Origin of the sequence: Staphylococcus caledonicus, assembly GCF_016238465.1 — a bacterium.
In the GTDB taxonomy this organism is placed as follows: Bacteria; Bacillota; Bacilli; order Staphylococcales; family Staphylococcaceae; genus Staphylococcus; species Staphylococcus caledonicus.
In genome coordinates this window covers 1,243,440-1,268,322 of sequence record NZ_JABTXV010000001.1, presented here as the reverse complement: position 1 = coordinate 1,268,322, position 24,883 = coordinate 1,243,440, and the positions used below count along the sequence as shown (strand labels likewise).

At 33.1% G+C, this 24,883-nt stretch carries 24 protein-coding genes, 2 riboswitches and 1 other annotated feature; of the genes, 16 read left to right on the top strand and 8 right to left on the bottom strand.

Annotated elements, in window-relative coordinates; all coding sequences use genetic code 11:
* Positions 1-22 precede the first annotated feature (22 nt).
* Complete coding sequence (pckA, locus tag HS848_RS06285; RefSeq protein WP_107507589.1) at positions 23-1,615, bottom strand: phosphoenolpyruvate carboxykinase (ATP); 1,593 nt, start codon at positions 1,613-1,615, stop codon at positions 23-25.
* Between the two features lie 162 nt (positions 1,616-1,777).
* A riboswitch (SAM riboswitch) is annotated at positions 1,778-1,889 on the top strand.
* Between the two features lie 115 nt (positions 1,890-2,004).
* Here pckA and metK point away from each other — a divergent pair.
* From metK to HS848_RS06270, 3 genes are all read left to right on the top strand, one after another.
* Positions 2,005-3,201, top strand: coding sequence for a methionine adenosyltransferase (metK, locus tag HS848_RS06280; RefSeq protein WP_198611638.1), 1,197 nt, complete (start codon positions 2,005-2,007; stop codon positions 3,199-3,201).
* A 97-nt stretch (positions 3,202-3,298) separates the two neighbouring features.
* Positions 3,299-4,207, top strand: a complete 909-nt coding sequence (locus HS848_RS06275) for an NERD domain-containing protein (RefSeq protein ID WP_198611637.1) — start codon at positions 3,299-3,301, stop codon at positions 4,205-4,207.
* 147 nt (positions 4,208-4,354) lie between these two features.
* The gene (locus HS848_RS06270; protein WP_198611636.1) at positions 4,355-5,191 is read left to right on the top strand and encodes an aldo/keto reductase; all 837 of its coding nucleotides are present in this window, start codon (positions 4,355-4,357) and stop codon (positions 5,189-5,191) included.
* A 54-nt stretch (positions 5,192-5,245) separates the two neighbouring features.
* Here HS848_RS06270 and crcB (HS848_RS06265) read toward each other — a convergent pair whose 3' ends face one another.
* The 3 genes from crcB (HS848_RS06265) to HS848_RS06255 are packed head-to-tail and all read right to left on the bottom strand — an operon-like array spanning position 5,246 to position 6,320.
* The gene (gene crcB, locus HS848_RS06265) at positions 5,246-5,602 is read right to left on the bottom strand and encodes a fluoride efflux transporter CrcB (RefSeq protein ID WP_198611697.1); all 357 of its coding nucleotides are present in this window, start codon (positions 5,600-5,602) and stop codon (positions 5,246-5,248) included.
* Positions 5,602-5,964 (bottom strand): fluoride efflux transporter CrcB, encoded by a 363-nt coding sequence (gene crcB / locus HS848_RS06260; protein ID WP_198611635.1) that lies wholly within the window; start codon positions 5,962-5,964, stop codon positions 5,602-5,604. The genes crcB (HS848_RS06265) and crcB (HS848_RS06260) overlap by 1 nt, the downstream gene beginning before the upstream one ends.
* 47 nt (positions 5,965-6,011) lie before the next feature.
* Entirely contained in the window at positions 6,012-6,320 is a 309-nt protein-coding gene (locus HS848_RS06255; RefSeq protein ID WP_198611634.1) for a hypothetical protein, read from the bottom strand.
* Between the two features lie 276 nt (positions 6,321-6,596).
* On the opposite strand from HS848_RS06255, the gene HS848_RS06250 reads away from it, so the two are divergent.
* Both HS848_RS06250 and HS848_RS06245 read left to right on the top strand, forming a co-directional pair.
* Positions 6,597-7,316 (top strand): transaldolase, encoded by a 720-nt coding sequence (locus HS848_RS06250; protein WP_103167143.1) that lies wholly within the window; start codon positions 6,597-6,599, stop codon positions 7,314-7,316.
* A gap of 174 nt (positions 7,317-7,490) precedes the next feature.
* A complete protein-coding gene (locus HS848_RS06245; protein ID WP_198611633.1) occupies positions 7,491-7,952 on the top strand; it encodes a hypothetical protein in 462 nt (153 codons plus the stop codon).
* 431 nt (positions 7,953-8,383) lie between these two features.
* Here the strand turns inward: HS848_RS06245 and HS848_RS06235 are convergent, their stop codons facing one another.
* Positions 8,384-8,860: a sigma-70 family RNA polymerase sigma factor gene (locus HS848_RS06235; protein ID WP_198611631.1), complete on the bottom strand. Its 477-nt coding sequence runs from the start codon at positions 8,858-8,860 to the stop codon at positions 8,384-8,386.
* A gap of 265 nt (positions 8,861-9,125) precedes the next feature.
* Here HS848_RS06235 and HS848_RS06230 point away from each other — a divergent pair, with 265 nt between their 5' ends.
* The 7 genes from HS848_RS06230 (at position 9,126) to ribH (ending at position 16,325) form a co-directional block, all read left to right on the top strand.
* Complete coding sequence (locus tag HS848_RS06230) at positions 9,126-9,350, top strand: hypothetical protein (protein ID WP_103167139.1); 225 nt, start codon at positions 9,126-9,128, stop codon at positions 9,348-9,350.
* Positions 9,351-9,559: 209 nt separating this feature from the next.
* Complete coding sequence (locus HS848_RS06225; protein WP_107507579.1) at positions 9,560-10,408, top strand: N-acetylglucosaminidase; 849 nt, start codon at positions 9,560-9,562, stop codon at positions 10,406-10,408.
* A gap of 658 nt (positions 10,409-11,066) precedes the next feature.
* Entirely contained in the window at positions 11,067-12,551 is a 1,485-nt protein-coding gene (locus HS848_RS06220) for an FAD/NAD(P)-binding protein (protein ID WP_198611630.1), read from the top strand.
* Positions 12,552-12,700: 149 nt separating this feature from the next.
* Positions 12,701-12,839: riboswitch (FMN riboswitch) on the top strand.
* Between the two features lie 138 nt (positions 12,840-12,977).
* A complete protein-coding gene (gene ribD / locus HS848_RS06215; RefSeq protein ID WP_198611629.1) occupies positions 12,978-14,021 on the top strand; it encodes a bifunctional diaminohydroxyphosphoribosylaminopyrimidine deaminase/5-amino-6-(5-phosphoribosylamino)uracil reductase RibD in 1,044 nt (347 codons plus the stop codon).
* A 6-nt stretch (positions 14,022-14,027) separates the two neighbouring features.
* The gene (locus HS848_RS06210; RefSeq protein WP_198611628.1) at positions 14,028-14,660 is read left to right on the top strand and encodes a riboflavin synthase; all 633 of its coding nucleotides are present in this window, start codon (positions 14,028-14,030) and stop codon (positions 14,658-14,660) included.
* Positions 14,661-14,672: 12 nt separating this feature from the next.
* On the top strand, positions 14,673-15,854 hold the full coding sequence (gene ribB, locus HS848_RS06205; protein ID WP_198611627.1) for a 3,4-dihydroxy-2-butanone-4-phosphate synthase: 1,182 nt from the start codon (positions 14,673-14,675) through the stop codon (positions 15,852-15,854).
* A 12-nt stretch (positions 15,855-15,866) separates the two neighbouring features.
* Positions 15,867-16,325, top strand: a complete 459-nt coding sequence (gene ribH / locus HS848_RS06200; RefSeq protein ID WP_198611626.1) for a 6,7-dimethyl-8-ribityllumazine synthase — start codon at positions 15,867-15,869, stop codon at positions 16,323-16,325.
* Between the two features lie 100 nt (positions 16,326-16,425).
* On the opposite strand, the gene HS848_RS06195 is transcribed toward ribH, so the two are convergent.
* On the bottom strand, positions 16,426-17,427 hold the full coding sequence (locus HS848_RS06195; protein ID WP_198611625.1) for a proline dehydrogenase family protein: 1,002 nt from the start codon (positions 17,425-17,427) through the stop codon (positions 16,426-16,428).
* A 246-nt stretch (positions 17,428-17,673) separates the two neighbouring features.
* On the opposite strand from HS848_RS06195, the gene HS848_RS06190 reads away from it, so the two are divergent.
* Positions 17,674-18,504, top strand: a complete 831-nt coding sequence (locus HS848_RS06190) for an alpha/beta fold hydrolase (protein ID WP_198611624.1) — start codon at positions 17,674-17,676, stop codon at positions 18,502-18,504.
* 321 nt (positions 18,505-18,825) lie between these two features.
* Entirely contained in the window at positions 18,826-19,227 is a 402-nt protein-coding gene (locus tag HS848_RS06185; protein ID WP_408642061.1) for a transcriptional regulator, SarA/Rot family, read from the top strand.
* A 138-nt stretch (positions 19,228-19,365) separates the two neighbouring features.
* On the opposite strand, the gene HS848_RS06180 is transcribed toward HS848_RS06185, so the two are convergent.
* The gene (locus HS848_RS06180) at positions 19,366-19,926 is read right to left on the bottom strand and encodes a class I SAM-dependent methyltransferase (protein ID WP_198611623.1); all 561 of its coding nucleotides are present in this window, start codon (positions 19,924-19,926) and stop codon (positions 19,366-19,368) included.
* On the bottom strand, positions 19,923-20,882 hold the full coding sequence (locus tag HS848_RS06175) for a TIGR01212 family radical SAM protein (RefSeq protein ID WP_198611622.1): 960 nt from the start codon (positions 20,880-20,882) through the stop codon (positions 19,923-19,925). Before HS848_RS06175 ends, HS848_RS06180 begins: the two co-directional genes overlap by 4 nt.
* Before the next feature lie 109 nt (positions 20,883-20,991).
* On the opposite strand from HS848_RS06175, the gene HS848_RS06170 reads away from it, so the two are divergent.
* Both HS848_RS06170 and leuS read left to right on the top strand, forming a co-directional pair.
* Complete coding sequence (locus HS848_RS06170) at positions 20,992-22,176, top strand: MDR family MFS transporter (RefSeq protein ID WP_198611621.1); 1,185 nt, start codon at positions 20,992-20,994, stop codon at positions 22,174-22,176.
* A 51-nt stretch (positions 22,177-22,227) separates the two neighbouring features.
* Positions 22,228-22,414: a binding site (T-box leader), on the top strand.
* A gap of 48 nt (positions 22,415-22,462) precedes the next feature.
* Positions 22,463-24,877, top strand: coding sequence for a leucine--tRNA ligase (leuS, locus tag HS848_RS06165; protein WP_198611620.1), 2,415 nt, complete (start codon positions 22,463-22,465; stop codon positions 24,875-24,877).
* Positions 24,878-24,883 lie beyond the last annotated feature (6 nt).

Sequence of the window (24,883 nt, the reverse complement as noted above, 5' to 3'; positions counted from 1 at the left end):
TATTAAATAGAAAACTCTAATTTTATTTGTTAAATCCACCAGTTTGAGCGATGTCTTCTACTTCAGAACCAAATTTCTTGAAGTTTTCTTCAAAGCGTTTGATTAAGTCATCAGCTTGTTCACGATATTTATCTGAATCGCTCCATGCATTGATAGGGTTAAGGATAGTTTTAGGTACGTCTTCCATTTCAGCTGGAATGTTTAAGCCGAATTTTTCATCTTTAGTAAATTCAGCATCTTTCAATTTACCTGAAATCGCTTGATCTACCATATGGCGTGTATAATGTAGGCTAATACGACGACCTACACCATATTTACCGCCAGTCCAGCCTGTATTTACTAAGTATACATCTACATCATGTTCATCGATAAGTTCACCTAATAAATCAGCATATTTAATTGGATTCAATGGTAAGAATGGAGCACCGAAACATGTAGAGAATGATGGTTCTGGTTCTGTTACACCACGTTCTGTACCTGCTAATTTAGAAGTGAAACCACTTAGGAAGTGATACATAGCTTGAGCTTTCGTTAATTTTGAAATAGGTGGAAGTACACCAAAGGCATCAGCAGTTAAGAAAATAATTGTATTAGGGTGTGCTGCTTTAGATGGTAATACGATATTATCGATATGATGAATAGGGTAAGCTGCACGTGTATTTTCAGTATGTGTATTATCGTCAAAGTCTACACGGCCACGTTCGTCTACAACAGTATTTTCTAAAATTGTACCGTATTGAATCGCGTCATAGATTTGAGGTTCTTTTTCTTTAGAAAGGTTAATCGCTTTTGCATAGCAACCACCTTCAATGTTAAAGATACCGTTTTTATTCCAACCATGTTCGTCGTCACCAATTAATTTACGATCTGGTGAAGCAGATAATGTTGTTTTACCAGTACCTGATAATCCGAAGAATAAAGCTACATCGCCTTTATTACCAACGTTAGCTGAGCAATGCATACTCATAATATCTTGCATAGGTAATAAATAGTTCATAACTGAGAAGATACCTTTTTTCATTTCACCAGCGTATTCTGTACCACCAATTAAAATGACTTTATGTTTAAATGAAATAATAACAAACGTTTCAGATTTAGTGCCGTCTACTTCTGGGTCAGCTTTGAAATATGGTGCTGAAACGATTGTGAAGTTAGCTTTAATATTTTGAGCTTCTTCTTTAGATTCAGGGCGGATGAACATATTTTGTGCGAACAAGTTATGCCATGCAAGTTCATTGATTACTGTTAATTTTAATTGTGTATCTTTATCACTACCAGCGTAGCCGTTGAATACATAAAGTTCATCTTTTTGATCGAGGTAAGTTAAAACTTTATTGTAAAGTTTTAAGAATGTTTCTTCATCGATGGGTTGGTTAATATCGCCCCAAGCAATATTGTCTTTGTAAGAAGGTTCAGTTACGATGAATTTATCTTTTGGAGAACGTCCTGTATATTTACCAGTGCTTGCGTTAACAGCACCTAGTTCTGTTAATTCGCCTTCGTTGTTGTTTAAAATCTTGTAATAAAGTTGAGTAGTAGAAAGTTGAAATAATGAACTTTCTTTTTCTAATAAGTGTTTAATTTTAGGTGTTTCGCTATATGTATCTACTGACATACCTTTCCCTCCAACATCAAATTATAAATATTTCGTGTAAGCCTTTACATTAAAGTAGTATAACACAATACAACGATTATTCCACATGGAAAAGACAAAAAATCATTAAAAAACAAAATTGACATTGATAAGTGAATTCGGTAGTATAGTTCTTAGCGGATTCTCTTATCCTGAGTGGTGGAGGGACATGGACCCAATGAAACCCAGCAACCTCTTTTTTATTAAAGAAAGGTGCCAAACCGTTTGCAGACAAATATGGTCTGAACGATAAGAGCGAATGGACGTATCTGAGCCTTCTCTCTATCTTATTAGTGAAGAAGGCTTTTTTATTTTTTTAGCTCATAATTTTAAAGAGAATTTTCGTAAATATAAGAAAAAAGGAGCCAATCATGACTTATAATAAACGTTTATTTACTTCAGAATCAGTTACAGAAGGCCACCCGGACAAAATTGCTGACCAAGTCTCTGATGCTATTTTAGATGAAATCTTAAAGGATGACCCAAATGCTCGTGTTGCGTGTGAAACTTCAGTAACTACTGGCATGGCTTTAATTTCAGGGGAAATTTCAACTTCTACATATGTGGATATTCCTAAAGTTGTACGCGAAACAATTAAAAATATTGGTTATACACGTGCTAAATATGGCTACGATTATCAAACAATGGCTGTACTAACAGCTATTGATGAACAATCTCCTGACATCGCTCAAGGAGTAGACAAAGCATACGAATATAGAAATGATATTTCAGAAGAAGAAATTGAAGCGACTGGTGCAGGAGACCAAGGTTTAATGTTTGGTTATGCGACTAACGAAACAGAAACATATATGCCTCTACCAATATTCTTATCACATCAACTTGCGAAACGTTTATCAGATGTACGTAAAGATGGCATTTTAAAATATTTACGTCCAGATGGTAAAGTTCAAGTAACAGTTGAATATGATCACAATGATAAACCTAAACGTATCGACACAATCGTTGTATCATCACAACATGCGGATGATATTGAATTAGAACAAATTCAAAGCGATATTAAAGAACATGTCATTTATCCTACAGTTCCAGAAGGACTTATTGATGAAGATACTAAATTCTTTATTAATCCAACAGGCCGATTTGTAATTGGTGGACCTCAAGGTGACGCTGGTTTAACTGGGCGTAAAATCATTGTAGATACATATGGTGGTTATGCACGTCATGGCGGTGGTTGTTTCAGTGGTAAAGATCCAACAAAAGTTGACCGCTCAGCAGCATATGCAGCACGCTATGTCGCGAAGAATATCGTAGCAGCCGGATTAGCTGATCAATGTGAAGTACAATTAGCCTATGCGATTGGTGTAGCTGAACCCGTTTCAATAGCGATTGATACATTTAACACTGGTAAAGTGACAGAAGCACAACTCGTAGAAGCAGTGAGAGCAAACTTTGATTTACGTCCAGCAGGCATTATCAAAATGTTAGATTTAAAACACCCAATCTACAAACAAACTGCAGCTTATGGTCATTTCGGTCGTACTGATGTATTATTACCATGGGAGAAATTAGATAAAGTTAATGTACTAAAAGATGCGGTACAAGCTTAATTAACGCTTTAAGCAATTTGATATGCTAATTGTCGAAATTATAGATATTTTCTATTATAATGAACATAATTGACAGTTTAAAAGGAGCGTTGTTTTAATGAATTCATTCGGACCAGTCGAGATTGGTTTAATTGTAGCGGTAGTAATTGCTATTATCTGCCTAATATTATTCTTAGTTGCTTTGAAAAGTAAAAATAATATTCAACAAAAAACCAAAGAAGAGTATGAGCATAAAGAGAAAGAAATGAGAGCTACTCACGAAGAAGCTCTTGAAAAAGAACGAATTGAGAATAAAAAGCAAGTGACGAAACAAAAAGAAGATTTCGACGCAACCGTAAGTGGTAAAAACCGTGAAATCGATGCACTTAAAGTATTCTCAAAAAATAAAAGCGAATATATTACTGATATGCGTTTAATTGGTATACGTGATCGCCTAGTTAATGAAAAACGTATCAGACGTGAAGATATGCATATTATGGCGAACATCTTCTTACCAAGTAATGAATTTAACGATGTTCAACGTATTAGTCACCTTGTATTAACACGTACAGGACTTTACATTATTGATTCTCAACTGTTAAAAGGTCATGTTTATAATGGTATTAGTGGTAACCAATTCCAAGAGTTACCTTTAATGGAGCAAGTGTTTAATACGTTAGATTTAGACGCTACATCTCCACAAACATTAGTGCTAGATCAAAACGACGATAAACACTCATTATCATTTGTAAATTATTCCGACCAACTTGCAGCAATTGAAAAGTTAGCGACAGATTTACAAACTCAATTAGGTGCTAAATATACACCAACATCTATTTTATATTTCAATCCTAAATATGAAGGCGATGTCACTATTTCAAACTATGCACAAAGCTCAAGTGTCAAAGTATTAGTTGGTTCTGAACAGTTAGATGAATTCTTTAATAAGTTCGTCTTCCACGGACGTATCCAATATAATGTAGATGAACTACAAGATGTGATGGATAAAATTGAAACATTTAATTAAATAACTAATGACTACACATATGATAGGCTAAAGATGATTTCGAACAGAATTTATCTTTAGCCTATTTTTAATACAAAAAAACAGTTTTTATATACTATTATTTAGGGAATATGAAACTATAATAATGTAAGAAGAGGAGTGAATACTATGGAGACAATTGAATTCTATAATGGCCATAAAATGCCTAAGGTTGGTTTAGGTACATTTAGAGTTGCTAATAATGAAGAATGTAAAGAAGCAGTGAAACATGCTATTGAAGCGGGATATCGTAGTATTGATACAGCTAAAGTATATGGTAATGAAGAACAAGTAGGGCTAGGTATTAAAGAAGCACTCGAGTCTACTGGTTTAAACCGTGAAGATTTATTTATCACTTCTAAATTGTATTTTGAAGATTTCGGTCGTGAAAATGTGGCACAAGCATATGAAACAAGTATAAAAAAATTAGGCTTAGATTATTTAGATTTATATTTAGTACATTGGCCCGGGACTAACGAGGCACTCATGATAGATACATGGAAAGGTATGGAAGATTTATATAAAGATAATAAAGTAAAAAATATTGGGGTAAGTAATTTTAATGCTGACCATTTTGAAGCTTTACTCGCACAAGTTTCTATTAAACCAGTCATTAACCAAGTTGAATTTCACCCTTACTTTACGCAAAAAGAACTTCGAAAATATTTAGAAGTACAAAACATTTATATGGAATCATGGTCACCATTTATGAACGCTCAAATTTTAAATGATGAAACATTAAAAGAAGTGGCCAATGAACTAGATGTTTCTACTGCACAAGTGATTGTACGTTGGAACATTCAGCACGGGGTCATCGTCATTCCTAAATCAGTTACACCTAGTAGAATAGAAGAAAATATCAATGTCTTTAATTTTGAATTATCTGAGGAGCAAATGAAGAAAATTGATAATTTAAATAAGGATAAACGAGTGGGACCAGATCCAAATACATTTGAAGGTAAATAAGTAAACGAAAACACTTCATAATTAGCGACGATGATAGCGTTAATTATGAAGTGTTTAATTTATCGAATATCCTATATAGCAAGCGATAAAGCCCACAATAAATTGCAATAGTGTATAGCTTATAAAACGCAATGGCTTAAATTTCGACGTCATCATTTGAACAAGTTCATAAGACATCGTTGAGAAGGTAGTTAATCCACCTAAAAATCCTGTCACGACAAGCATACTGAACCATTGATAGTGTAGCGTCACGCCAACTACTAAACCAATTAAGAAACTGCCACACACATTCACTATTAACGTAGCAATAGGGAAGTTTGGAGACCATTTCTCCTTAATATAGTCAGATAGCCACGCTCTCACCACTGCACCTAAACCGCCACCTAACATAACTAGTAAACCATTAATCATCATGTGCGACCTCCTAGTTTAACACCAAGCCAACACATTACTATACCAGCGATATAACTCGTTAGTCCGTATATTAGCAACAAACTAAACGACTCATGATGGAACATTTTCACAAGTTCAAATTGAAATGTTGAAAATGTGGTAAGCGCACCTAATAATCCAGTTGTTATTCCTTTTTTTATCAAAGGATATTTTTGAAATAATTGTATAGCAACAGTGGACAGGTAACCCATTAAAAAAGCACCTACTAAATTAGCAATAAGTGTGCCAATGGGTAAGGAAGATGTGGGATTAAGCGTAGATATTAAAAATCTAAGCAATGCGCCAACCATACCACCTATAAAAATAAAAACGTACTGCATTTGTATATCACCTTTACTCAATATTGTGAAATAGTGCTTAACATGAATTATGATAAAACGCCAAATGTACTAATGGAAGCGTAAATGTGGAATAAAATCACTATAAGAATAATAAAAGGTAATAGTTTGCTACAAATTCTAAGCCAACCACGTTGTTGTTTATCTAAATGTTTAATTGCTTTATCTGAAAATATAATTGCAACGATTAAAATAATGACATTGACGATACTACACGCTATTAATAGGTATTTAACAGATGTAATTTGTTGACTTAAAAATGGATTAAATGTATTAAAGTAAAAACTAATGATTAATAATACGACTGAAATAAAGAAGTATTTTTTTGATTTCGACATATATATCCTCCTACTCGATATCACTAAACAATATTACCATATTTAGAGAAAGATATAATAGTGTCATTAATGTTTCTTTTCATAGGGAATTCATTTTCAAAAGAGCAAAACATTCGCTAACAGTCTTTAAGAATGATATAAATAAATTATAAATGTTTAATTTATACGGAATAGTAAATACATCATGTGAGACAGGACATTATATACATAGCAATTTAATTCCATGATGATGGAATTTGACTATATTCGTAATGTGACATATAGGAGGAAATTAATATGGCTAAAGGTAATCTTAAAGTAGAAGTATTTGCAGATGGTGCAGATATCGAACAAATGAAATCAGCTTATAAAAATAAAGAGGTTGATGGTTTCACAACGAATCCTAGTTTAATGGCTAAAGCAGGTGTGACTGACTATAAAGCATTTGCTGAGGAAGCGGTTCGTGAAATTCCAGATGCTTCAATTTCATTTGAAGTCTTTTCAGATGATTTAGAAACAATGGAGAAAGAAGCAGAAATCTTAAAACAATACGGCGATAACGTATTTGTTAAAATTCCTGTGGTTAACTCAAAAGGTGAATCAACAATTTCATTAATTAAAAAATTATCAGCTGATAATGTACGTTTAAACGTTACTGCAGTGTATACAATTGAACAAGTAAAAGAAATTACTGAAGCAGTTACTGCCGGCGTACCAACATATATCTCTGTATTTGCTGGTCGTATAGCTGATACTGGCGTAGATCCATTACCATTAATGAAAGAATCTGTTGAAGTGGCGCACAGTAAAGATGGTGTTAAATTATTATGGGCAAGTTGTCGTGAATTATTCAATGTCATCCAAGCAGATGAAATTGGTGCTGACATTATTACATGTCCAGCCGACGTTGTTAAAAAAGTAAATAACAACTTAGGACGCGACATTAATGAATTATCTGTAGACACTGTTCAAGGTTTCGCAAAAGATATCCAAAGTTCAGGTTTATCAATTCTATAAATTTTATAATTCATCTCCGTGAAGGGAGGTATTAAAGCATGTATTATGTAGCGCTTTACTATCGCTCCTTTCACGGAGTTTTTATTTGGAAAAATATATACTTTAAACGCTTGTGTCTGTTAACAAATCTCGTTAAGATTTACTCTAAGAGAGAAAAAGGAGAGACAACACGGTATGAAACAAGCAGCTTTTGAACAAAAAGTAAAAAAACAACTGTGGTTTTTAAATAAGAAAGAAAAGACATTATTGCAAGATAAATTATACGAGTATAGTCAAAATGACCATGTAGAAGAGAATACTAAAAAATATAACAAACCTATACAATTTGCGAATAACTTTTTAAAACAAAATATTTTTAAAGAAAAGAGTGTATCTAGTACATCTTTACTCATTTTATTAATAGGTATGGTGCTTATTTATGCATGTTTAATGGGAGTGTTTCTCGCAGGCTTTATTACAAGTCTGACAGCCATCCATTACTTTATAAATCCCCAGGTATCGATGTCAGTTATTAACGTAATCTTAATTTTAATTGGGTCAATACTCCTAGCATTAGTAAGTCTATTACTCATCAAATCGGTAACCGCATTATTTACTAAAAAGCTACTTGAATATAAATTTAATAAAATGAGGTAGTTTTTTGGACTAAATGCATTAAGAGTATGCATTCTTGCCATTTTTTATATACTAATGTATAAGGCTCAGTCACGTAAAATGACAAATTATTTTCAAAAGTAATAAGCGTTCCATCCTTATGTGAACTTAATCCTATCACGGTGAAGGCATTAATATAAACTTGTAGGGGAGCGCGTTGATGTTTAACAGGAAATAACACAACTTTTTCAGAAATATACAAAGGTACTAATTTATTAATTGTGAGCAGACGTTTCGCCAATTTTACTTGTTGTAAGTAAGATTTATGATGTTGCTCCAAATAATAGATAAGTACTTTTTTTATAGGAAAAGGAAGAACCATGTCATATGTGGTAAAGCAGCACTTAGTTTTAAGCGAACTACTTTTTAAAGTTTGGAGATATAATAAATTATAGGAATTATGAGGTAACATACTATACACCTTCATGATAGTAGTTACGGAGTTTCATAAGCGCATTCGTTTTATATTTTTTAATCATCGAAACTGATACATGCATAAATTGAGCTATTTCGTATTGTTTATAACCTTGAATATAATAATTAAGCCATCTATATTCACGAGGCGTAAGAAACAGTTTAACATCATTCAAATAACATGCATGATAATCTTCGGAAGAGATAGGTAAAGTGGACATCATTTGAGTATCCATAGTCATTGCTTCAAGTTTTAGATTTTCTTTTCTGAAAAGGTCAATAAGATAGAATTTTAAGCGAGTGTATAAAAAGGAAGCCATTGTAATGTGTGAAGTGGGATGATATAACGTGGATAAATGCCATAATTTAATTAATAACAATTGATAAAATTCATCATAATTATACTTGATGTGATATTGTTTTAACAAATAGTGAATAATTTTATGATGTTTAAGATATATTTCTTCAAAATTCAATGCTAAATTTTAATTCTCCTTGTTTATGTACATAAATTAAATTTTCCGGATAAGAAGATATTAAAATAAAAACAATGAAATATCATTTGCGTAATTTAAAAAATAGGTGTTAAATAGTAAACATAGAATAGCTAATATTAGTGAAAATTTGTCTAAATTCGTTTGTTTGAACGTGATTCGACATTTATATAGAATTGTACCTAACATTGGTAAATTAATTGAAACTATAGGCTAAAGGCCAATCTAAAATATGGGAGGTATAGCGTTGGATTATGCACATTTAAATCTTGAGCATTTTTTTGCAAGAAATGATGAGTTAGACATTATTAGAGATCGTTCAGAATTTGTAATGATTAATAATTTTACTAATGAAATGATGTACCGTGACGGTGAAATCGAAGGAACAATTGATTTGAATCAATATTTTTACAAGAATAGATCACAAGCAGCAAGTTTCATTATGATGGATTATCGCAATGAAAATAAATAATTTTATAAAATCGACGGACTCGTATTAAAGTAATGAAATTAATCTTGTTTCATTACTTTTTATTTTATTAAGTTTCAATTTGATTACTTTTATTTTATGAATTTGTAACATTGTAACTATAAAATTGTTTAAAGGTATTAATAATGTTAAACTTTATTATCATGAAAGACTTTAAATAAGATTACAACAATGACCTAAGAGGTGTGAATATGACGAAGCACAAGAAGGGCTCTATTATAAGTTTAGTAGGGTTGCTTATTGTTTTAGTAGTAGCGGGTTTTGTCTTTTTCTCAATGATTTCTGATCAAATATTTTTCAAGAACGTTGATGAAGAAGAAAGTGTAGAACATTTAGATGTTACATTAAATAAAGCTGCTGAGAAACAAATCGATAACTACACAAGTCAACAAGTCTCAAATAAAAATAATACAGCGTGGCGAGATGCGTCAGCTGGCGAAATTAAATCAGCAATGGATAGTAGTAAATTCATTGAAAATGACAAACAAAAATACCAATTTTTAGATTTATCAAAATATCAAGGTATTGATGAAAATCGTATTAAACGTATGTTATTTGATAGACCAATGTTGTTGAAACATACTGATGCATTTATCGAAGCGGCGAAAGAAAAGCATGTTAATGAAGTATATTTAATTTCTCACGCATTATTAGAAACAGGATCAGTTAAAAGTGAACTTGCGAATGGCGTAGAAATAGACGGTAAAAAATATTATAACTTCTATGGCGTCGGCGCTTTAGATAGTGACCCAATTAAAACTGGTGCAGAATACGCTAAAAAGCATGGTTGGGATACACCTGAAAAAGCAATTAAAGGTGGAGCCGATTTTATACATCAACATTTCTTATCACATAATGACCAAAATACATTATATAGCATGAGATGGAATCCTAAGAACCCAGGTGAACATCAATATGCCACTGATATTAAATGGGCAGAAAGTAATGCTCAAATTATCGCAGATTTCTATAAAGAAATGAAAACTGAAGGTAAATATTTTAAACTTTATGTTTATAAAGACGATAATAAACATAAATAACACAAAAACCAACGTATCTCTGTCAAATCGGACTGATGGGCTCAATTAAAGAGATTAAGTATATAAAGTATAGAGTATATAATTTTATGATTACCTAAATGACTATAGTCTTATAATCATAAGACATTTCTTAATTTATTTTATTAATATTTATTAAATGATGAGGAAAAGTGTATTGTTTTTTAGTATTTTAATATGGAATTATGTATAAATAATGTAGTATTGTTGGCGAGACTCCTGAGGGAATAGGATGAGTGTCGAGACCGTGGCTCGACCCATCCCCTAGGAAATGCGAGCCAAACAATACGAAGTGTTGATAAAAAGAGAAGCGTAGAGGCGATTCATGATTGAATCATCTCTACGCTATTATTTTGGGATTTATGTCCCAGACTCTTGTTTTTTTAAATGTTTATAGTTATTCGGCTTTATTTTTTCTACTTAACCAACTAAAAGCAATCACAAAAACTAAAGTAACTTTAATTAAAAATTTCATTTATTTCACCTCAATATCTAGATAATAACATATCCTAAATGGGTTAAAAATTATATAGAAAGGCTATATATAGTAAGTATAATTCATTTTATAGGTATTAAGTTATTGATATAATACTAGAATAGTTAAATAAATATAGAGTTCAACTGAAGGATGATGTTAAATATGCGTGTTGCAATTATTGGAACGGGCACAGCTGGAGTGAGTGTGCTTAGACAACTGGTGAAGTATGATGAATTTAAAAATCTACAAGTAGATGTATATGATAATGCTAAAAACATGGGACAGGGCGTCCCTTTTCAAAATGATAGTAGTCAGCTCTTGATTAATTTACCTACCAAAAATATGAGTTTAAATTTAGATGATGATGAAGAGTTCTGGAAATGGTACCAAGACCAAACTAAATTTAAATTTGACAATCCTCAATACTTACCACGATTTGTATTTGGGCATTATATGAAATCGTATCTTTCAAACTATGAACATACATATAATAATCTCACTATTATCAATAAAGAGGTTGATGAGATATTTACGAAATCAGAAGTAGATGAAACGACACTCAAATATTACGTGTGTACGTCAGAAGATATGAATGAATGGAAAGAATATGACTATATTTTCTTAACAACTGGAACATTTGCATATCATGACCCATATGAATTGAAAGGTAAAAAAGGTTACATACCAACGCCTTATCCTACATATAATACATTGGACGATGTATCTCAGTCTGATGAGATTGCAATTATTGGCACCGGCTTAGCAAGTCTCGATGTTGTACGATATGTGACTGCACATCATTCGAAATTGCCTATTACTATGACGAGTCGTTCGGCTTATCTGCCTAGTGTTAGAGGGAAGATGATTCCTATTACTTTTAAACACTTAACTAAAGAGAATTTTAACAAATTAAAAGCGCAACATTATGGCAATGTGCCACTAGAACGTGCGTTTGAACTGTTCCAGTCAGATTGTGAGCTTTATAAGATTGATTTAGAACATTTAGCACATCGTCGTACTGGAAATGTGATAGATGATTTAGAGTATGATTTACAGCACCCTGAAGAAGTAGGGGCTTTCCAAAGCTTAATTGAAAATGTTAAAGAGAATTTAAATTGGATTTGGAATAGTTTGAGTAACGAAGATCAAAAAGAATTCGATCAACGTTTTACAAAGATTATTCAATTAAATTCTAATCCTATGCCACCGAGAACTGCAGAATTGATTATTGAATTGATAAATAATGACTCACTTATTATAAAAAGAGGATTAGAAGATATTTCACATCAAGATGGTCATTTTAACTTGAAATTTAAAGACGATGATACAGAATATCACTATGATATTGTTATCAATGCTACCGGTGCAAAAACGCATTTAGCAGATTTAGATGAAGATGATCAGCTTATTTTAAATCTTGAAAATCATCGTATCGTACAACCTCATCCAATGGGTGGTATTCAAATCATTCCAGAAACGAACCAAGTTATAAGTCCAAGATATGGCACGCTTAATAATATGATTGCTATTGGCCACGTTACGAATGGTGTTAACAAATTACGTAATGGTGTGAAAATGATTGTTGATCAAGCTGTTAGTACAGTTGACTATCTTTACAAAATACAAAGTCATTTTGACCACAAATAGTAAATCTTTACACTTATTTAGCTGAACTATTCATTAAATAGCGAACTCTCACTTTTACATGGTTTCTACATTTGTAATTTATAAAAATTAAGGGTATGATTATTTTGTAGTAATTAATCTACATTAACTCAATAATCACAATTTCATAGTAATTCTTTCGGGGCGGGGTGCAATTCCCAACCGGCAGTAAATCAAGCCTGCGACCCGAGCATGTTGGTAACGACATGCTCGGTTGATCTAGTGAAACTCTAGAGCCGACAGTAAAAGTCTGGATGGGAGAAAGAATGAAGACGTCATTGAATAAAGACGTTTGTTAAGCGTGCACATTTATAAAATGTCGTAAGCTTATTTAAATATACATGTAGACTCCCTATGCCTAATAATTACATTACGGTATAGGGAGTTTTTAGTTATAGAGGTGATGAGTTGAGTAATTTTATGCAATACGCAATACAACTTGCGCAAATGGTTGAAGGTCAAACTGGTATTAATCCTCCAGTAGGATCAGTAGTAGTCAATGATGGACGCATCGTAGGTTTAGGTGCACATCTGATGCAAGGCGATAAACATGCCGAAGTTCAAGCATTGGATATGGCTCAAGACAAAGCAAAAGGCGGTACAATTTATATTTCATTAGAACCTTGTACGCACTATGGTTCAACACCGCCATGTGTCAATAAAATCATTGAATTTGGACTTAGCAAAGTAATATATGCAGTCAAAGACACTACTTTACCTTCTGAAGGAGATGCAATCTTACAAAAAGCTGGAATTGAAGTTGAATATCAACATTCAACTGAAGCGGCACAGTTATATGAAGACTTTTTCAAAGCAAAAAATGACAAAGTACCTGAAATAACTGTAAAAGTATCAGTAACCTTAGATGGTAAACAAGCGACTGATAATGGACAAAGTCAGTGGATTACTAACCCTGAAGTCAAACAAGACGTCTATCGCTTACGTCATACTCATGACGCAGTACTTACTGGCTATGGCACTGTTGAAGCGGATAATCCACAGTATACGACGCGAATTCAAGATGGAAAACATCCAACGCGCATTATCTTATCAAGAAAGGGAGATATTGATTTTTCGAAACAAATCTTTCATGATAATTTGAGTGAAGTTTGGATTTACACTGAAAATGAATCGCTAACAAGTCCAGATAATCATATTAAAATTATACATTTAGCAGATTGTAAATTAGATAATATTTTAACTGATATCTACGAACGAGGCGTAGGTAAACTATTAATTGAAGCAGGTCCTCGTGTTACTTCAGCATTTCTCCAATCTAAATACTTAGATCAACTTATTATTTATTACGCCCCGAAAATAATAGGTGGTCGTGGAACACATCAATTTTATCAAACAGATCATGTCATTGATTTAGACCAGGCCACACAATTTGAAATTATTTCTACTGAGTTAATCAATCAAAATATAAAAATGATAATGCGAAAGAAGTGAATAACAATGTTTACAGGTATCGTTGAAGAAATAGGTACTGTGAAAAACATTCGTACACAACAATCCGTAAGAACGCTAGACATTGCATGTCATAAGATTTTAGAAGATATGCAGATTGGTGATTCTATTAGCGTCAATGGCGCATGTCTAACTGTTATCAACTTCCAAGATACTTATTTTACTGTACAAGTAATTAAAGGTACGGAGGATAAAACATATTTATCTCAAATTAAGCAACATGATGAGGTGAATTTGGAGCGTGCAATGGCAGGAAATGGACGTTTTGGTGGACACTTTGTATTAGGTCACGTCGATCAAAAAGGAGTGGTGTCGCATATTAATGAAACGCCTAACTCTCGAATTGTGACAATCAAAGCACCTGATACGATTATAAAACAGTTGGTGAAGCAAGGGTCTATTACGGTTGATGGTGTAAGTCTTACCGTTTTCGACTTACATAGTAATAGCTTCGACATTCATTTAATCCCTGAAACGAGACGCTCTACGATACTCTCTGCCAAGAAGATTGGTGACAATGTGCATCTTGAGACGGATGTTTTATTTAAATACGTAGAAACTATACTTAATAGAAATGATACAGAATTAACAGTTGATAAATTAAAAGCGTTTGGATTTTAGGAGGCGTAACCGATGAAATTTGATGAAATTAGCGAAGCAATTGAAGCTTTAAAACGCGGTGAAAGTATTATCGTTGTAGATGATGAAGACCGTGAAAATGAAGGCGACCTAATTGCAGTTACTCAGTGGATGAATGATAATACAATAAATTTTATGGCACAAGAAGGGCGTGGCCTAATTTGCGCGCCAATCAGTACGCACATAGCTCAACGTTTAAACCTTATGCCAATGGTCGAACATAACACGGATGGTTTCGGTACTAATTTTACAGTTAGTATTGATCACGTGACGACTTCAACAGGAATTAGTGCCTTTGACCGTATGGCCACCGCTCGTGCTTTAATTGACTCAGAGTCTACTGCAGAAGATTTTCATAGACCGGGTCATTTATTCCCATTAATCGCTAAAGATAAAGGTGTGCTTGAAAGAACAGGTCATACAGAAGCGGCAGTGGATTTAGCTAAATTAAGTGATGCTGAGCCAGCAGGTGTGATTTGTGAAATCATGAATGATGATGGCACTATGGCTAAAGGCGAAGAACTTCAACGCTTCAAAGAACGTCATAATTTAAAAATGATTACAATTGAGAGTTTAGTTAAATTTCGTAAACATAATATGAATGAAGTGAAATTAAAAGCACGTGTACAAATGCCGACTGATAATGGTGACTTTGAAATGTATGGTTTCCAATCAGAATTTACTGATGAGGAAATAGTTGTACTTGCGAAAGGTGAACCTCGTGCCACTGAAAATGTTCGAATTCATTCAGCGTGTTTAACAGGGGATATCTTTCATAGTCAACGATGCGATTGTGGGGCTCAATTAGAAGCCTCAATGGATTATATTAATAAGCATGGTGGCTTAATTATCTACTTACCTCAAGAAGGTAGAGGTATTGGGTTAATTAATAAATTGAAAGCTTATGAATTAATCGAGCAAGGTCATGATACAGTTACAGCAAATTTAGCTTTAGGTTTTGATGAAGATTTAAGAGATTATCATATAGCTGCTCAAATTTTAAATTATTTTAATGTACAGCAAGTTAATTTATTAAGTAATAATCCTAAGAAATTTGAAGGCTTAACAGAATATGGAATTAAAGTAGCGCAACGCACAGAAATTATTGTGCCGGAAACTGCACATAATCATGTATATATGATGACTAAAAAAACTAAAATGGGACATTTATTATAGGAGGCTTTTAATATGAATTTTGAAGGTAAATTAGTAGGTACGGATCTAAAAGTTGCAATAGTAGTAAGTCGTTTTAATGATTTTATAACAAATCGTTTATTAGATGGAGCGAAAGACACATTAATTAGACATGGTGTAGATGACAATAATATTGATGTTGCATTTGTACCAGGTGCTTTTGAAATTCCATTAGTTGCTAAAAAATTAGCTCAAAAAAGCGAATATGATGCAGTAATTACTTTAGGATGTGTAATTAGAGGTGCTACATCTCATTATGATTACGTATGTAATGAAGTAGCAAAAGGTGTATCAAAAGCGAACGATGTATCTGATACTCCAGTTATCTTTGGTGTAGTAACTACTGAAAGTATTGAGCAAGCTGTTGAAAGAGCAGGTACTAAAGCAGGTAATAAAGGCGCAGATGCTGCAGTTAGCGCAATTGAAATGGCGAACTTGTTAAAACAATTTTAATCTAGAAGAAAATGATAAATGAATAGCCCTAAGATGGTTTCTTTAATCAGAAATCATTTTAGGGCTTTTTTAATAAGAGTATTAATAATTTGTTTTAAATTTAGCGTCTAAAGAATTTTACGGCACCTGAAATCGCTGCGAGCGCACCTAAACCAATAGCACTAGTTAGACCCACTTTTTTAAGTGTTTCAGTAGATACAAACTCTTGATATGCAAGCGCTAAGTTTTGAGGACGTTCAGCAAGTCGACGCATGAAGTAACCAAACCAGTCATTACCATACGGTACATAGACTGTGAAATGATAACCTTGATGTGCAATTTCTTCTGCTAATTCACTACGGAAACCATATAACATTTGGAATTCAAAGGCGTCTTTTTCAATATTATTATCTTTAACAAATTGTTTAACGTGATTAATAATTTTATCATCATGTGTAGCGATAGATGTAAAATTCTTCGCGTTTAGAAGTCGTTTTTCGATGATTTTTATGTAATTAGCATCGATTTCTTCTTTCGTTTGATAGGCAATGCTTTCATCTTCTTTATAAGCGCCTTTAACCAAACGTAAACGCAATTCAGGATATCTATCAATTAAATCTAGTCCATCGTATAAATAGGCTTGGATTACGGTACCTACATTTCTGAATTCACCTTTTAAGCGATCTAGTACTTTGATGATTTGTTGTAAACTGTCATATTTTTCAGTATCAATATTAATATGCATCTTATCAAATTCATCAGCTTTTAATAAAATTTCTCTTAAATTCTGGTAGGCTAATTCAGTATCAAATTCTCCACCTAATGAACTTAATTTAACTGACATATGTGCGTCTACATCATAATCTTTAACGGCTTGCATAACTTCTAGAATTTCGTTTTTAGCTTGAGTTGCTAAGGCTTCAGTGCCTACAAACTCACCAAGATTATCTACCGTTACTTCAATATTTTTATCATTAAGATACTCAATTGTATCAATTAATTGTTCGATTGTGTTACCCGCTACTACCTTATTTGCGCCCATTCTTGGACCTAATTTTCGAGCAGTTTCATTTAAATAGCTACTATTAGATAAGGCAATAAAAAAGTTTCTGAAAAGTGACATACTAAATTCCTCCATATTCCCCATAATCTATTATTTATTAATAAGTTTAGCACGAAAAAGAGCTATAAGAAAGCGTTTCCATTACTGTATACCCTAATTAAATAGGTAGAATTACAATTTAATTTCAAAATCTCTAATTTTAAAATGTAAATTCCTCTGAATCATACATACGCATGAGTGCCAATTAGATGTAATTATTTGATATAATACTTGTGTTGAAATATAAGTGAGAAGGGATTAATAATCATGTGGAAGTGGGAAACTGAACACGACGCTAAAGGCGTTGTCGTTATATTACATAATATTTTAGAGCATACGGGTCGTTATGCTTATGTCATTACAATGTTAAGACGCAATGGCTATCATGTTATTATGGGTGATTTGCCAGGGCAGGGACAAACTTCTCGTGCCAATAAAGGTCAACTTAAAAATTTCGAAATCTATCATGAAAAGCTTATCGAATGGGTAAGTGTAGCTAATGAATATAAAATCCCAACTTTCGTTATGGGTGTAGGATTAGGCGGTTTAATTGTGTTAAATATGCTTGAAAAGACAGAATTACCGATTGAAGGCATGATGTTAATTTCTCCAATGCTTGAATTAAAGAGAAATAACAAAACTCGTAAAAACATGTTCATTTCAAATATTGGCAAAGGAAATAAAGATGCACGATTTAAATTAGGTATTGATTATAGTGAATTAACACGTAACCCTGAAGTGATTGAAGAAACAGAACAAGATGGCTTAATGCTTAAAAAAGTTACATATAAATGGTACAACATCGTGATTGAAACGATGAAAGAAACGTCACAACATATCAAAGATATAAAACCAATGCCAACGTTACTAATGTACGGTACTGAAGATAAATTATTAGACGTCAGAGCTATCGCTAATTTAAAAACTCAATTAGCAACATCAGAATTATACTTTAAAGCTTGGCCCGGTTTATATCATGAAGTTCACAATGAACCTGAACGTGATCAAGTGATGCGCTACGTCTTAACTTTCCTTAATAATAGTGTTAATACTATGGGATTTATCGTTAAAGAAGATGAAATTGAGGATATTTTATAAATGTATTAGGGTCATCTTTTAAATCATACAGTTTGGAACATACATCCAGGTTCTGAACTGTATTTTTTTAACTTTTGTTTAATAAGTGACACGCCTCGATAATTAATTAAATTAATATATTCAATCTTTTAAATAGCTAAAAATATGGGAAAATCAGGAAAGTTGAATGTAAATTGTGATATTGGTATATTCTAAATATAAAAAATTATAAATTTATTTAGTTATATTTAATTATAATTAAATAGAATGGGTAAATAATTAATATATTATGGGTGATTGATTATTTAAACAGGTGTCTAAATCGTAAGGGAGGGGTCAACATTGAGTAATCAAGCTGAAGAAAGCGTCACTATGATATTACAATTAGAAGAATTGTGTAAAGAAATCAACTCTATTTTCAAAGTCATTTATGAATCGTATGATTTAACTAAGGAAGAAGTACTTATTTTGCTTACTTTATGGGATAAAGGGTCCATGACGTTAAAAGAAATGGATAGCTATGTGAGCATTAAATCATACAAACGTACCAGTACATATAACAATTTAGTTCATGCAGGGTGGATTAATAAAGAACGCCCACTTGATGATGAACGCACAGTAATTATTCATTTTAATGAAGAAAAGTCTCAATTTAAAACTGAGTTATTAGAATTTATTTCTAAAATGATTAAGAAAAAATATGAATCCTTAGAGAATAGCTTAAATTCTTTAATGGGCGTGTAAATGTTTTCAAGTTAAACTGAATATATATTTAAAGCTCTGATGAAATTTTAAAATTCAATCAGAGCTTGTTTAATATATTATGATTTAGTACGATAGGGCATTTAGCTTGAAACCTATATGTTAGTCAATGGCGATGCCTTAACGTTTTTCAATTGCACATATAAATGGGGCATGATTCACTTGATTAATAAATTGATATTTTAAGATATGTGCCTTATTTTGATTAAATTGTTCTAAATAATTGAGAATGGCATCACGTTCAACTTGTCCTTCTTCATGGCCATGATAAATGACTAAAACGATAATACCTTCTACATTAAGCACATTAAAAATACTGTCAATTGCTTTAATAGTAGTTTCAGGACGAGTAACGATTGATTTATCACCTTTAGGTAAATAACCAAGATTAAAAATCGCTGCATCTACCATGCCACTTTTAGTTACATCTAAGTGCTCGACTATATTTTCATGTCCATCTTGAATTAGTGTGACATTATTATAGTTTTTAACTTTTTCTGCCGTATTTTGAATAGCACTTTTTTGAATATCAAAGCCATACACGTGACCATGTGGTACGTGCTCGGCTAAAAAGAGTGTGTCATACCCATTGCCACACGTTGCATCAATAACAATGCTATCTTCCTGTATATGACTGGTTATTAATGTTTTTGAAAATGGAAGAATACGTTCTAATTTCATGATTTAACTTTTGACTCCGCTTTATAGAATTTACCTTGATATGACTCTCGACGTGCTAATTCATTATCAATTTCATTTAAAACTTCCCATTTATTGACACTCCACATAGGACCGACCATTAAGTCTATTGGGCCGTCTCCGGTAATACGATGAATAATCATTTCAGGTGGTAAAATTTCAAGTTGATTACAAACTAAGTTTGTATAATCATCTTGAGACATAAACTCAAGCATACCTTTTTCATATTGTTTAACCATAGGCGTGCCTTTTAATAGGTGGAGTAAATGAATTTTAATGCCTTGCACATCCATTTGAGCTACTTCTTTCGCTGTGTCCATCATCATATTATAATCTTCACCAGGTAGACCGTTAATAATGTGTGTACATACATTAATGTTATGTTTTCTTAATTTAGCTACACCTTCATAATAAGTCTTCATATCGTGTGCACGGTTAATTAAGTCTGAAGTTTCTTGATGTACGGTTTGTAAGCCTAGTTCGACCCATAGATACGTACGTTCATTTAATTCAGCTAAATATTCCACTACGTCATCTGGTAAACAATCTGGACGTGTTGCGATAGATAAGCCTACAACGCCTTCTTCTTTTAAGACAGGTTCATATTTTTCTTTTAAGACTTCAACTGGGGCATGTGTGTTAGTAAACGCTTGAAAATACGCGATATATTTACCTTCGCTCCATTTTTCATGCATGCGGTCTTTAATCTGTTGGAATTGCACTTCGATAGGATCTGCTCTATTACCCGCAAAATCACCGCTTCCGGCTGCAGAACAAAATGTACAGCCACCATGTGCTACAGTGCCATCACGATTGGGACAATCAAATCCTCCATCGAGTGCAACCTTAAATATTTTTTGATTAAATTTATTTTTCAAATGGTAGTTCCATGTATGATATCGTTTGTTTTCAAAGGCATACGGGAAATAATTACCCATAAGACATTTTCCTTTCTATCTAACTTAGTTCTAAGTAAAGATTTTAACATACTTTAATGTTATAGTGTTTATTGTACTTCGATAAATATATAAAGAGGGGACATTAAATATGAATATACCTAGATCAGTATGGTGGCTAGTTATTGGTATGGCACTAAATATAACTGGCTCTAGCTTTTTATGGCCTTTAAACACGATATATATGAAAGAAGAACTTGGTAAAAGCCTGACAATTGCTAGTATCGTTCTAATGATTAATTCATTTGGTATGGTAGTCGGAAATTTACTAGGTGGCACGTTGTTCGATAAGTTAGGCGGATATCGAACAATCATGATAGGTACTGTTACATGTTTAATAAGTACTACGTTGTTAAACTTCTTCCATGGATGGCCTTGGTATGCATTATGGTTAGTATTATTAGGCTTCGGTGGCGGTATGATTGTTCCCGCAATTTATGCGATGGCTGGAGCTGTTTGGCCAAACGGAGGAAGAACGACATTTAACGCTATTTATTTAGCGCAAAATATTGGTGTAGCTGCAGGCGCTGCGTTAGGCGGGTTTGTAGCTGAATTTAGTTTTAACTATATCTTCATTGCTAACTTAGTAATGTACGTACTATTTGGTATAGTAGCTACTACGCAATTCAATTTAGAGTATCATGCTAAAGTGAGAGTGCCAGATAGCCTTGATATTCATGGTAAAGAGAATAAAAAGCGTTTCGTAGCACTTCTTTTATTATGTGCTATGTTTAGTATTTGTTGGATAGCTTATATTCAATGGGAAAGTTCAATTGCATCATTTACGCAAGAACTTAATATCTCATTACCTCAATATAGTGTATTATGGACGGTTAACGGCATTATGATATTAGTTGCACAACCATTAATCAGACCTATAATTACATTATTAAAAGGTAACTTGAAATCTCAAATGATAGTTGGGATTTTTGTGTTTATGTTATCTTTTCTAGTTACAAGTTTTGCTGAACAATTTTCAGTGTTCTTAATTGGTATGATTATTCTTACATTTGGTGAAATGTTCATCTGGCCAGCTGTACCAGCAATCGCTAATTATTTAGCCCCAGAAGGTAAGCAAGGCCAATATCAAGGCGTAGTCAACTCCGCTTCTACAGTAGGTAAAGCGTTTGGTCCACTTATTGGTGGTATTTTAGTTGATGCCTTTAATATGAGCGTCATGTTCATTGGAATGATCGTACTGTTATTCGTAGGTTTATTCTTTGTATCAATTTTTGATAGCGGACTTCCAAAAGGTAAAAAGAGACAAAATTCTTAGCACACGATTAAAAGTTAGCTCAACCACTTGCAATTAAGACGCGAATCTCATAATATTAAAATGTATTGGAGTAGTAGCTTAAATACTTTTCGAAAGAGAGCTAGTGGTGGTGTAAACTAGTGTTAAGAATTAAGTGAACTTACCGTTAAATAATTAAATTTTAAACATCTCTTACTATTATAAAGTGCACATCTTGATGTGAAATAGGGTGGTACCGCGGCTCTGAGTCGTCCCTACACAAATTGTAATAGTTTGAGATGTTTTTATATTTTAGGAGGAAAATGCTTTGGGTTACAATCACAATGAAATTGAAAAAAAGTGGCAAGCTTATTGGGCTGACAACAAAACGTTTAAAGCCAATGACAATTTAGGTCAAAAGAAATTCTATGCGCTAGATATGTTTCCATATCCATCAGGGGCAGGGTTACATGTAGGACATCCAGAAGGTTATACAGCTACAGATATCGTCTCACGTTATAAACGTATGCAAGGGTATAACGTTTTACATCCAATGGGATGGGATGCATTTGGTTTACCAGCTGAGCAGTATGCATTAGATACTGGTAATGATCCAAGAGAATTTACAAAACAAAACGTACAAACATTTAAACGTCAAATTCAAGAATTAGGCTTTAGTTATGATTGGGATAGAGAAGTGAATACTACTGACCCTGAATACTATAAATGGACGCAATGGATCTTCATCCAATTATATAATAAAGGTTTAGCTTATGTAGATGAAGTAGCAGTAAACTGGTGCCCGGCTTTAGGTACTGTACTATCTAACGAAGAAGTTGTAGATGGTGTGTCTGAACGTGGTGGACACCCAGTATATAGAAGACCAATGAAACAATGGGTACTTAAAATTACAGAATACGCTGATCGACTAATTGAAGATTTAGAAGAATTAGATTGGCCTGATTCAATCAAAGATATGCAATATAACTGGATTGGCCGTTCTGAAGGCGCGCGCGTGTCTTTTGAAGTAGAAGGATACGGCGAAACAATAGATGTCTTCACTACACGTCCAGATACAATCTTTGGAACAATGTTCTTAGTATTAAGCCCAGAGCATGCATTAGTTAATACAATTACAGCAGATGAAAAACAAGAAGAAATTAAAAAATACCAAGAAGATGCTTCTAAAAAGTCTGATTTAGAACGTACTGATTTAGCTAAAGATAAATCTGGTGTCTTCACAGGTGCCTATGCGATTAATCCTTTATCTGGAGAAAAATTACCAATTTGGATTGCAGATTATGTATTATCTAGCTACGGCACAGGGGCAGTAATGGCGGTTCCTGGACATGACGAACGCGACCACGAATTTGCTACTAAGTTTGAATTACCTATCGTTGAAGTAATTGAAGGTGGCGACGTTGCCAAAGAAGCATATACTGGTGAAGGCGCACATATTAATTCTGGAGAACTTGATGGCTTAGACAATGAACAAGCGATTGCTAAAGCAATTGAGTTATTGGAAGCTAAAAATGCTGGTGAGAAAAAGGTTAACTATAAACTAAGAGACTGGTTATTTAGTAGACAACGTTATTGGGGCGAACCAATTCCAGTTATTCACTGGGAAGATGGTACTATGTCAACAGTGCCAGAAGAAGAACTTCCATTATTACTACCTGAAACGGATGAAATTAAACCTTCTGGTACAGGTGAATCACCATTGGCAAATATCGATGACTTTGTAAATGTCGTTGATGAAAAGACTGGTATGAAAGGTCGTCGTGAAACAAATACAATGCCACAATGGGCAGGTAGTTGTTGGTATTACTTAAGATATATCGACCCACATAATGACAAAATGTTAGCAGATCCTGAAAAATTAAAACATTGGTTACCAGTTGATTTATATATTGGTGGGGTAGAACACGCAGTACTTCACTTATTATATGCAAGATTCTGGCACAAAGTATTATATGATTTAGGCGTAGTACCAACAAAAGAACCTTTCCAAAAATTATTCAACCAAGGTATGATTCTTGGTGAAGGAAATGAAAAAATGAGTAAATCGAAAGGTAACGTGGTCAACCCTGATGATATCGTAGCATCCCACGGTGCCGATACGTTACGTCTTTACGAAATGTTTATGGGACCTTTAGATGCTTCTATCGCATGGAGTGAAAATGGCTTAGATGGTTCTAGACGTTTCTTAGACCGTGTATGGAGATTACTCATTAACGAAGATGGCACGTTATCTAGCAAAGTTGATGACACTAACGATAAATCTCTTGATAAAGTCTATAACCAAACAGTTAAGAAAGTTACGGAAGATTTTGAAACACTTAACTTTAATACAGCTATCAGTCAATTAATGGTCTTCATTAATGAATGTTATAAAGTGGATAGTATTTATAAATCTTATGTTGAAGGCTTTGTGAAAATGTTAGCACCAATTGCACCACACATTGGTGAAGAACTATGGAGTCGTCTTGGTAATAATGACACAATTACTTACCAACCATGGCCAACATATGATGAATCATTATTAGTTGATTCAGAAGTAGAAATCGTCGTTCAAGTGAACGGTAAAGTGAGAGCCAAATTACAAATTCCTAAAGACTTATCTAAAGAAGAAATGCAAGATTTAGCATTAGAAGATGAAAATGTTAAACTATCTATTGAGGGTAAAGAAATTAAAAAAATAATTGCAGTACCTCAAAAATTAGTGAATATCGTTGTTAAATAATTATTA

Bases quoted from the DNA above. Each gene is read 5' to 3' on its own strand.
- HS848_RS06250 (WP_103167143.1), top strand. From the start codon at position 6,597: ATGGCTAAAGGTAATCTTAAAGTAGAAGTATTTGCAGATGGTGCAGAT.
- crcB (WP_198611635.1), bottom strand. From the start codon at position 5,964: ATGCAGTACGTTTTTATTTTTATAGGTGGTATGGTTGGCGCATTGCTT.
- HS848_RS06195 (WP_198611625.1), bottom strand. From the start codon at position 17,427: ATGTCACTTTTCAGAAACTTTTTTATTGCCTTATCTAATAGTAGCTAT.
- ribH (WP_198611626.1), top strand. From the start codon at position 15,867: ATGAATTTTGAAGGTAAATTAGTAGGTACGGATCTAAAAGTTGCAATA.
- HS848_RS06180 (WP_198611623.1), bottom strand. From the start codon at position 19,926: ATGAAATTAGAACGTATTCTTCCATTTTCAAAAACATTAATAACCAGT.
- HS848_RS06190 (WP_198611624.1), top strand. From the start codon at position 17,674: ATGTGGAAGTGGGAAACTGAACACGACGCTAAAGGCGTTGTCGTTATA.
- HS848_RS06245 (WP_198611633.1), top strand. From the start codon at position 7,491: ATGAAACAAGCAGCTTTTGAACAAAAAGTAAAAAAACAACTGTGGTTT.
- crcB (WP_198611697.1), bottom strand. From the start codon at position 5,602: ATGATTAATGGTTTACTAGTTATGTTAGGTGGCGGTTTAGGTGCAGTG.
- HS848_RS06175 (WP_198611622.1), bottom strand. From the start codon at position 20,882: ATGGGTAATTATTTCCCGTATGCCTTTGAAAACAAACGATATCATACA.
- HS848_RS06170 (WP_198611621.1), top strand. From the start codon at position 20,992: ATGAATATACCTAGATCAGTATGGTGGCTAGTTATTGGTATGGCACTA.
- HS848_RS06270 (WP_198611636.1), top strand. From the start codon at position 4,355: ATGGAGACAATTGAATTCTATAATGGCCATAAAATGCCTAAGGTTGGT.
- pckA (WP_107507589.1), bottom strand. From the start codon at position 1,615: ATGTCAGTAGATACATATAGCGAAACACCTAAAATTAAACACTTATTA.
- HS848_RS06275 (WP_198611637.1), top strand. From the start codon at position 3,299: ATGAATTCATTCGGACCAGTCGAGATTGGTTTAATTGTAGCGGTAGTA.
- HS848_RS06210 (WP_198611628.1), top strand. From the start codon at position 14,028: ATGTTTACAGGTATCGTTGAAGAAATAGGTACTGTGAAAAACATTCGT.
- HS848_RS06255 (WP_198611634.1), bottom strand. From the start codon at position 6,320: ATGTCGAAATCAAAAAAATACTTCTTTATTTCAGTCGTATTATTAATC.
- HS848_RS06225 (WP_107507579.1), top strand. From the start codon at position 9,560: ATGACGAAGCACAAGAAGGGCTCTATTATAAGTTTAGTAGGGTTGCTT.
- ribB (WP_198611627.1), top strand. From the start codon at position 14,673: ATGAAATTTGATGAAATTAGCGAAGCAATTGAAGCTTTAAAACGCGGT.
- HS848_RS06220 (WP_198611630.1), top strand. From the start codon at position 11,067: ATGCGTGTTGCAATTATTGGAACGGGCACAGCTGGAGTGAGTGTGCTT.
- metK (WP_198611638.1), top strand. From the start codon at position 2,005: ATGACTTATAATAAACGTTTATTTACTTCAGAATCAGTTACAGAAGGC.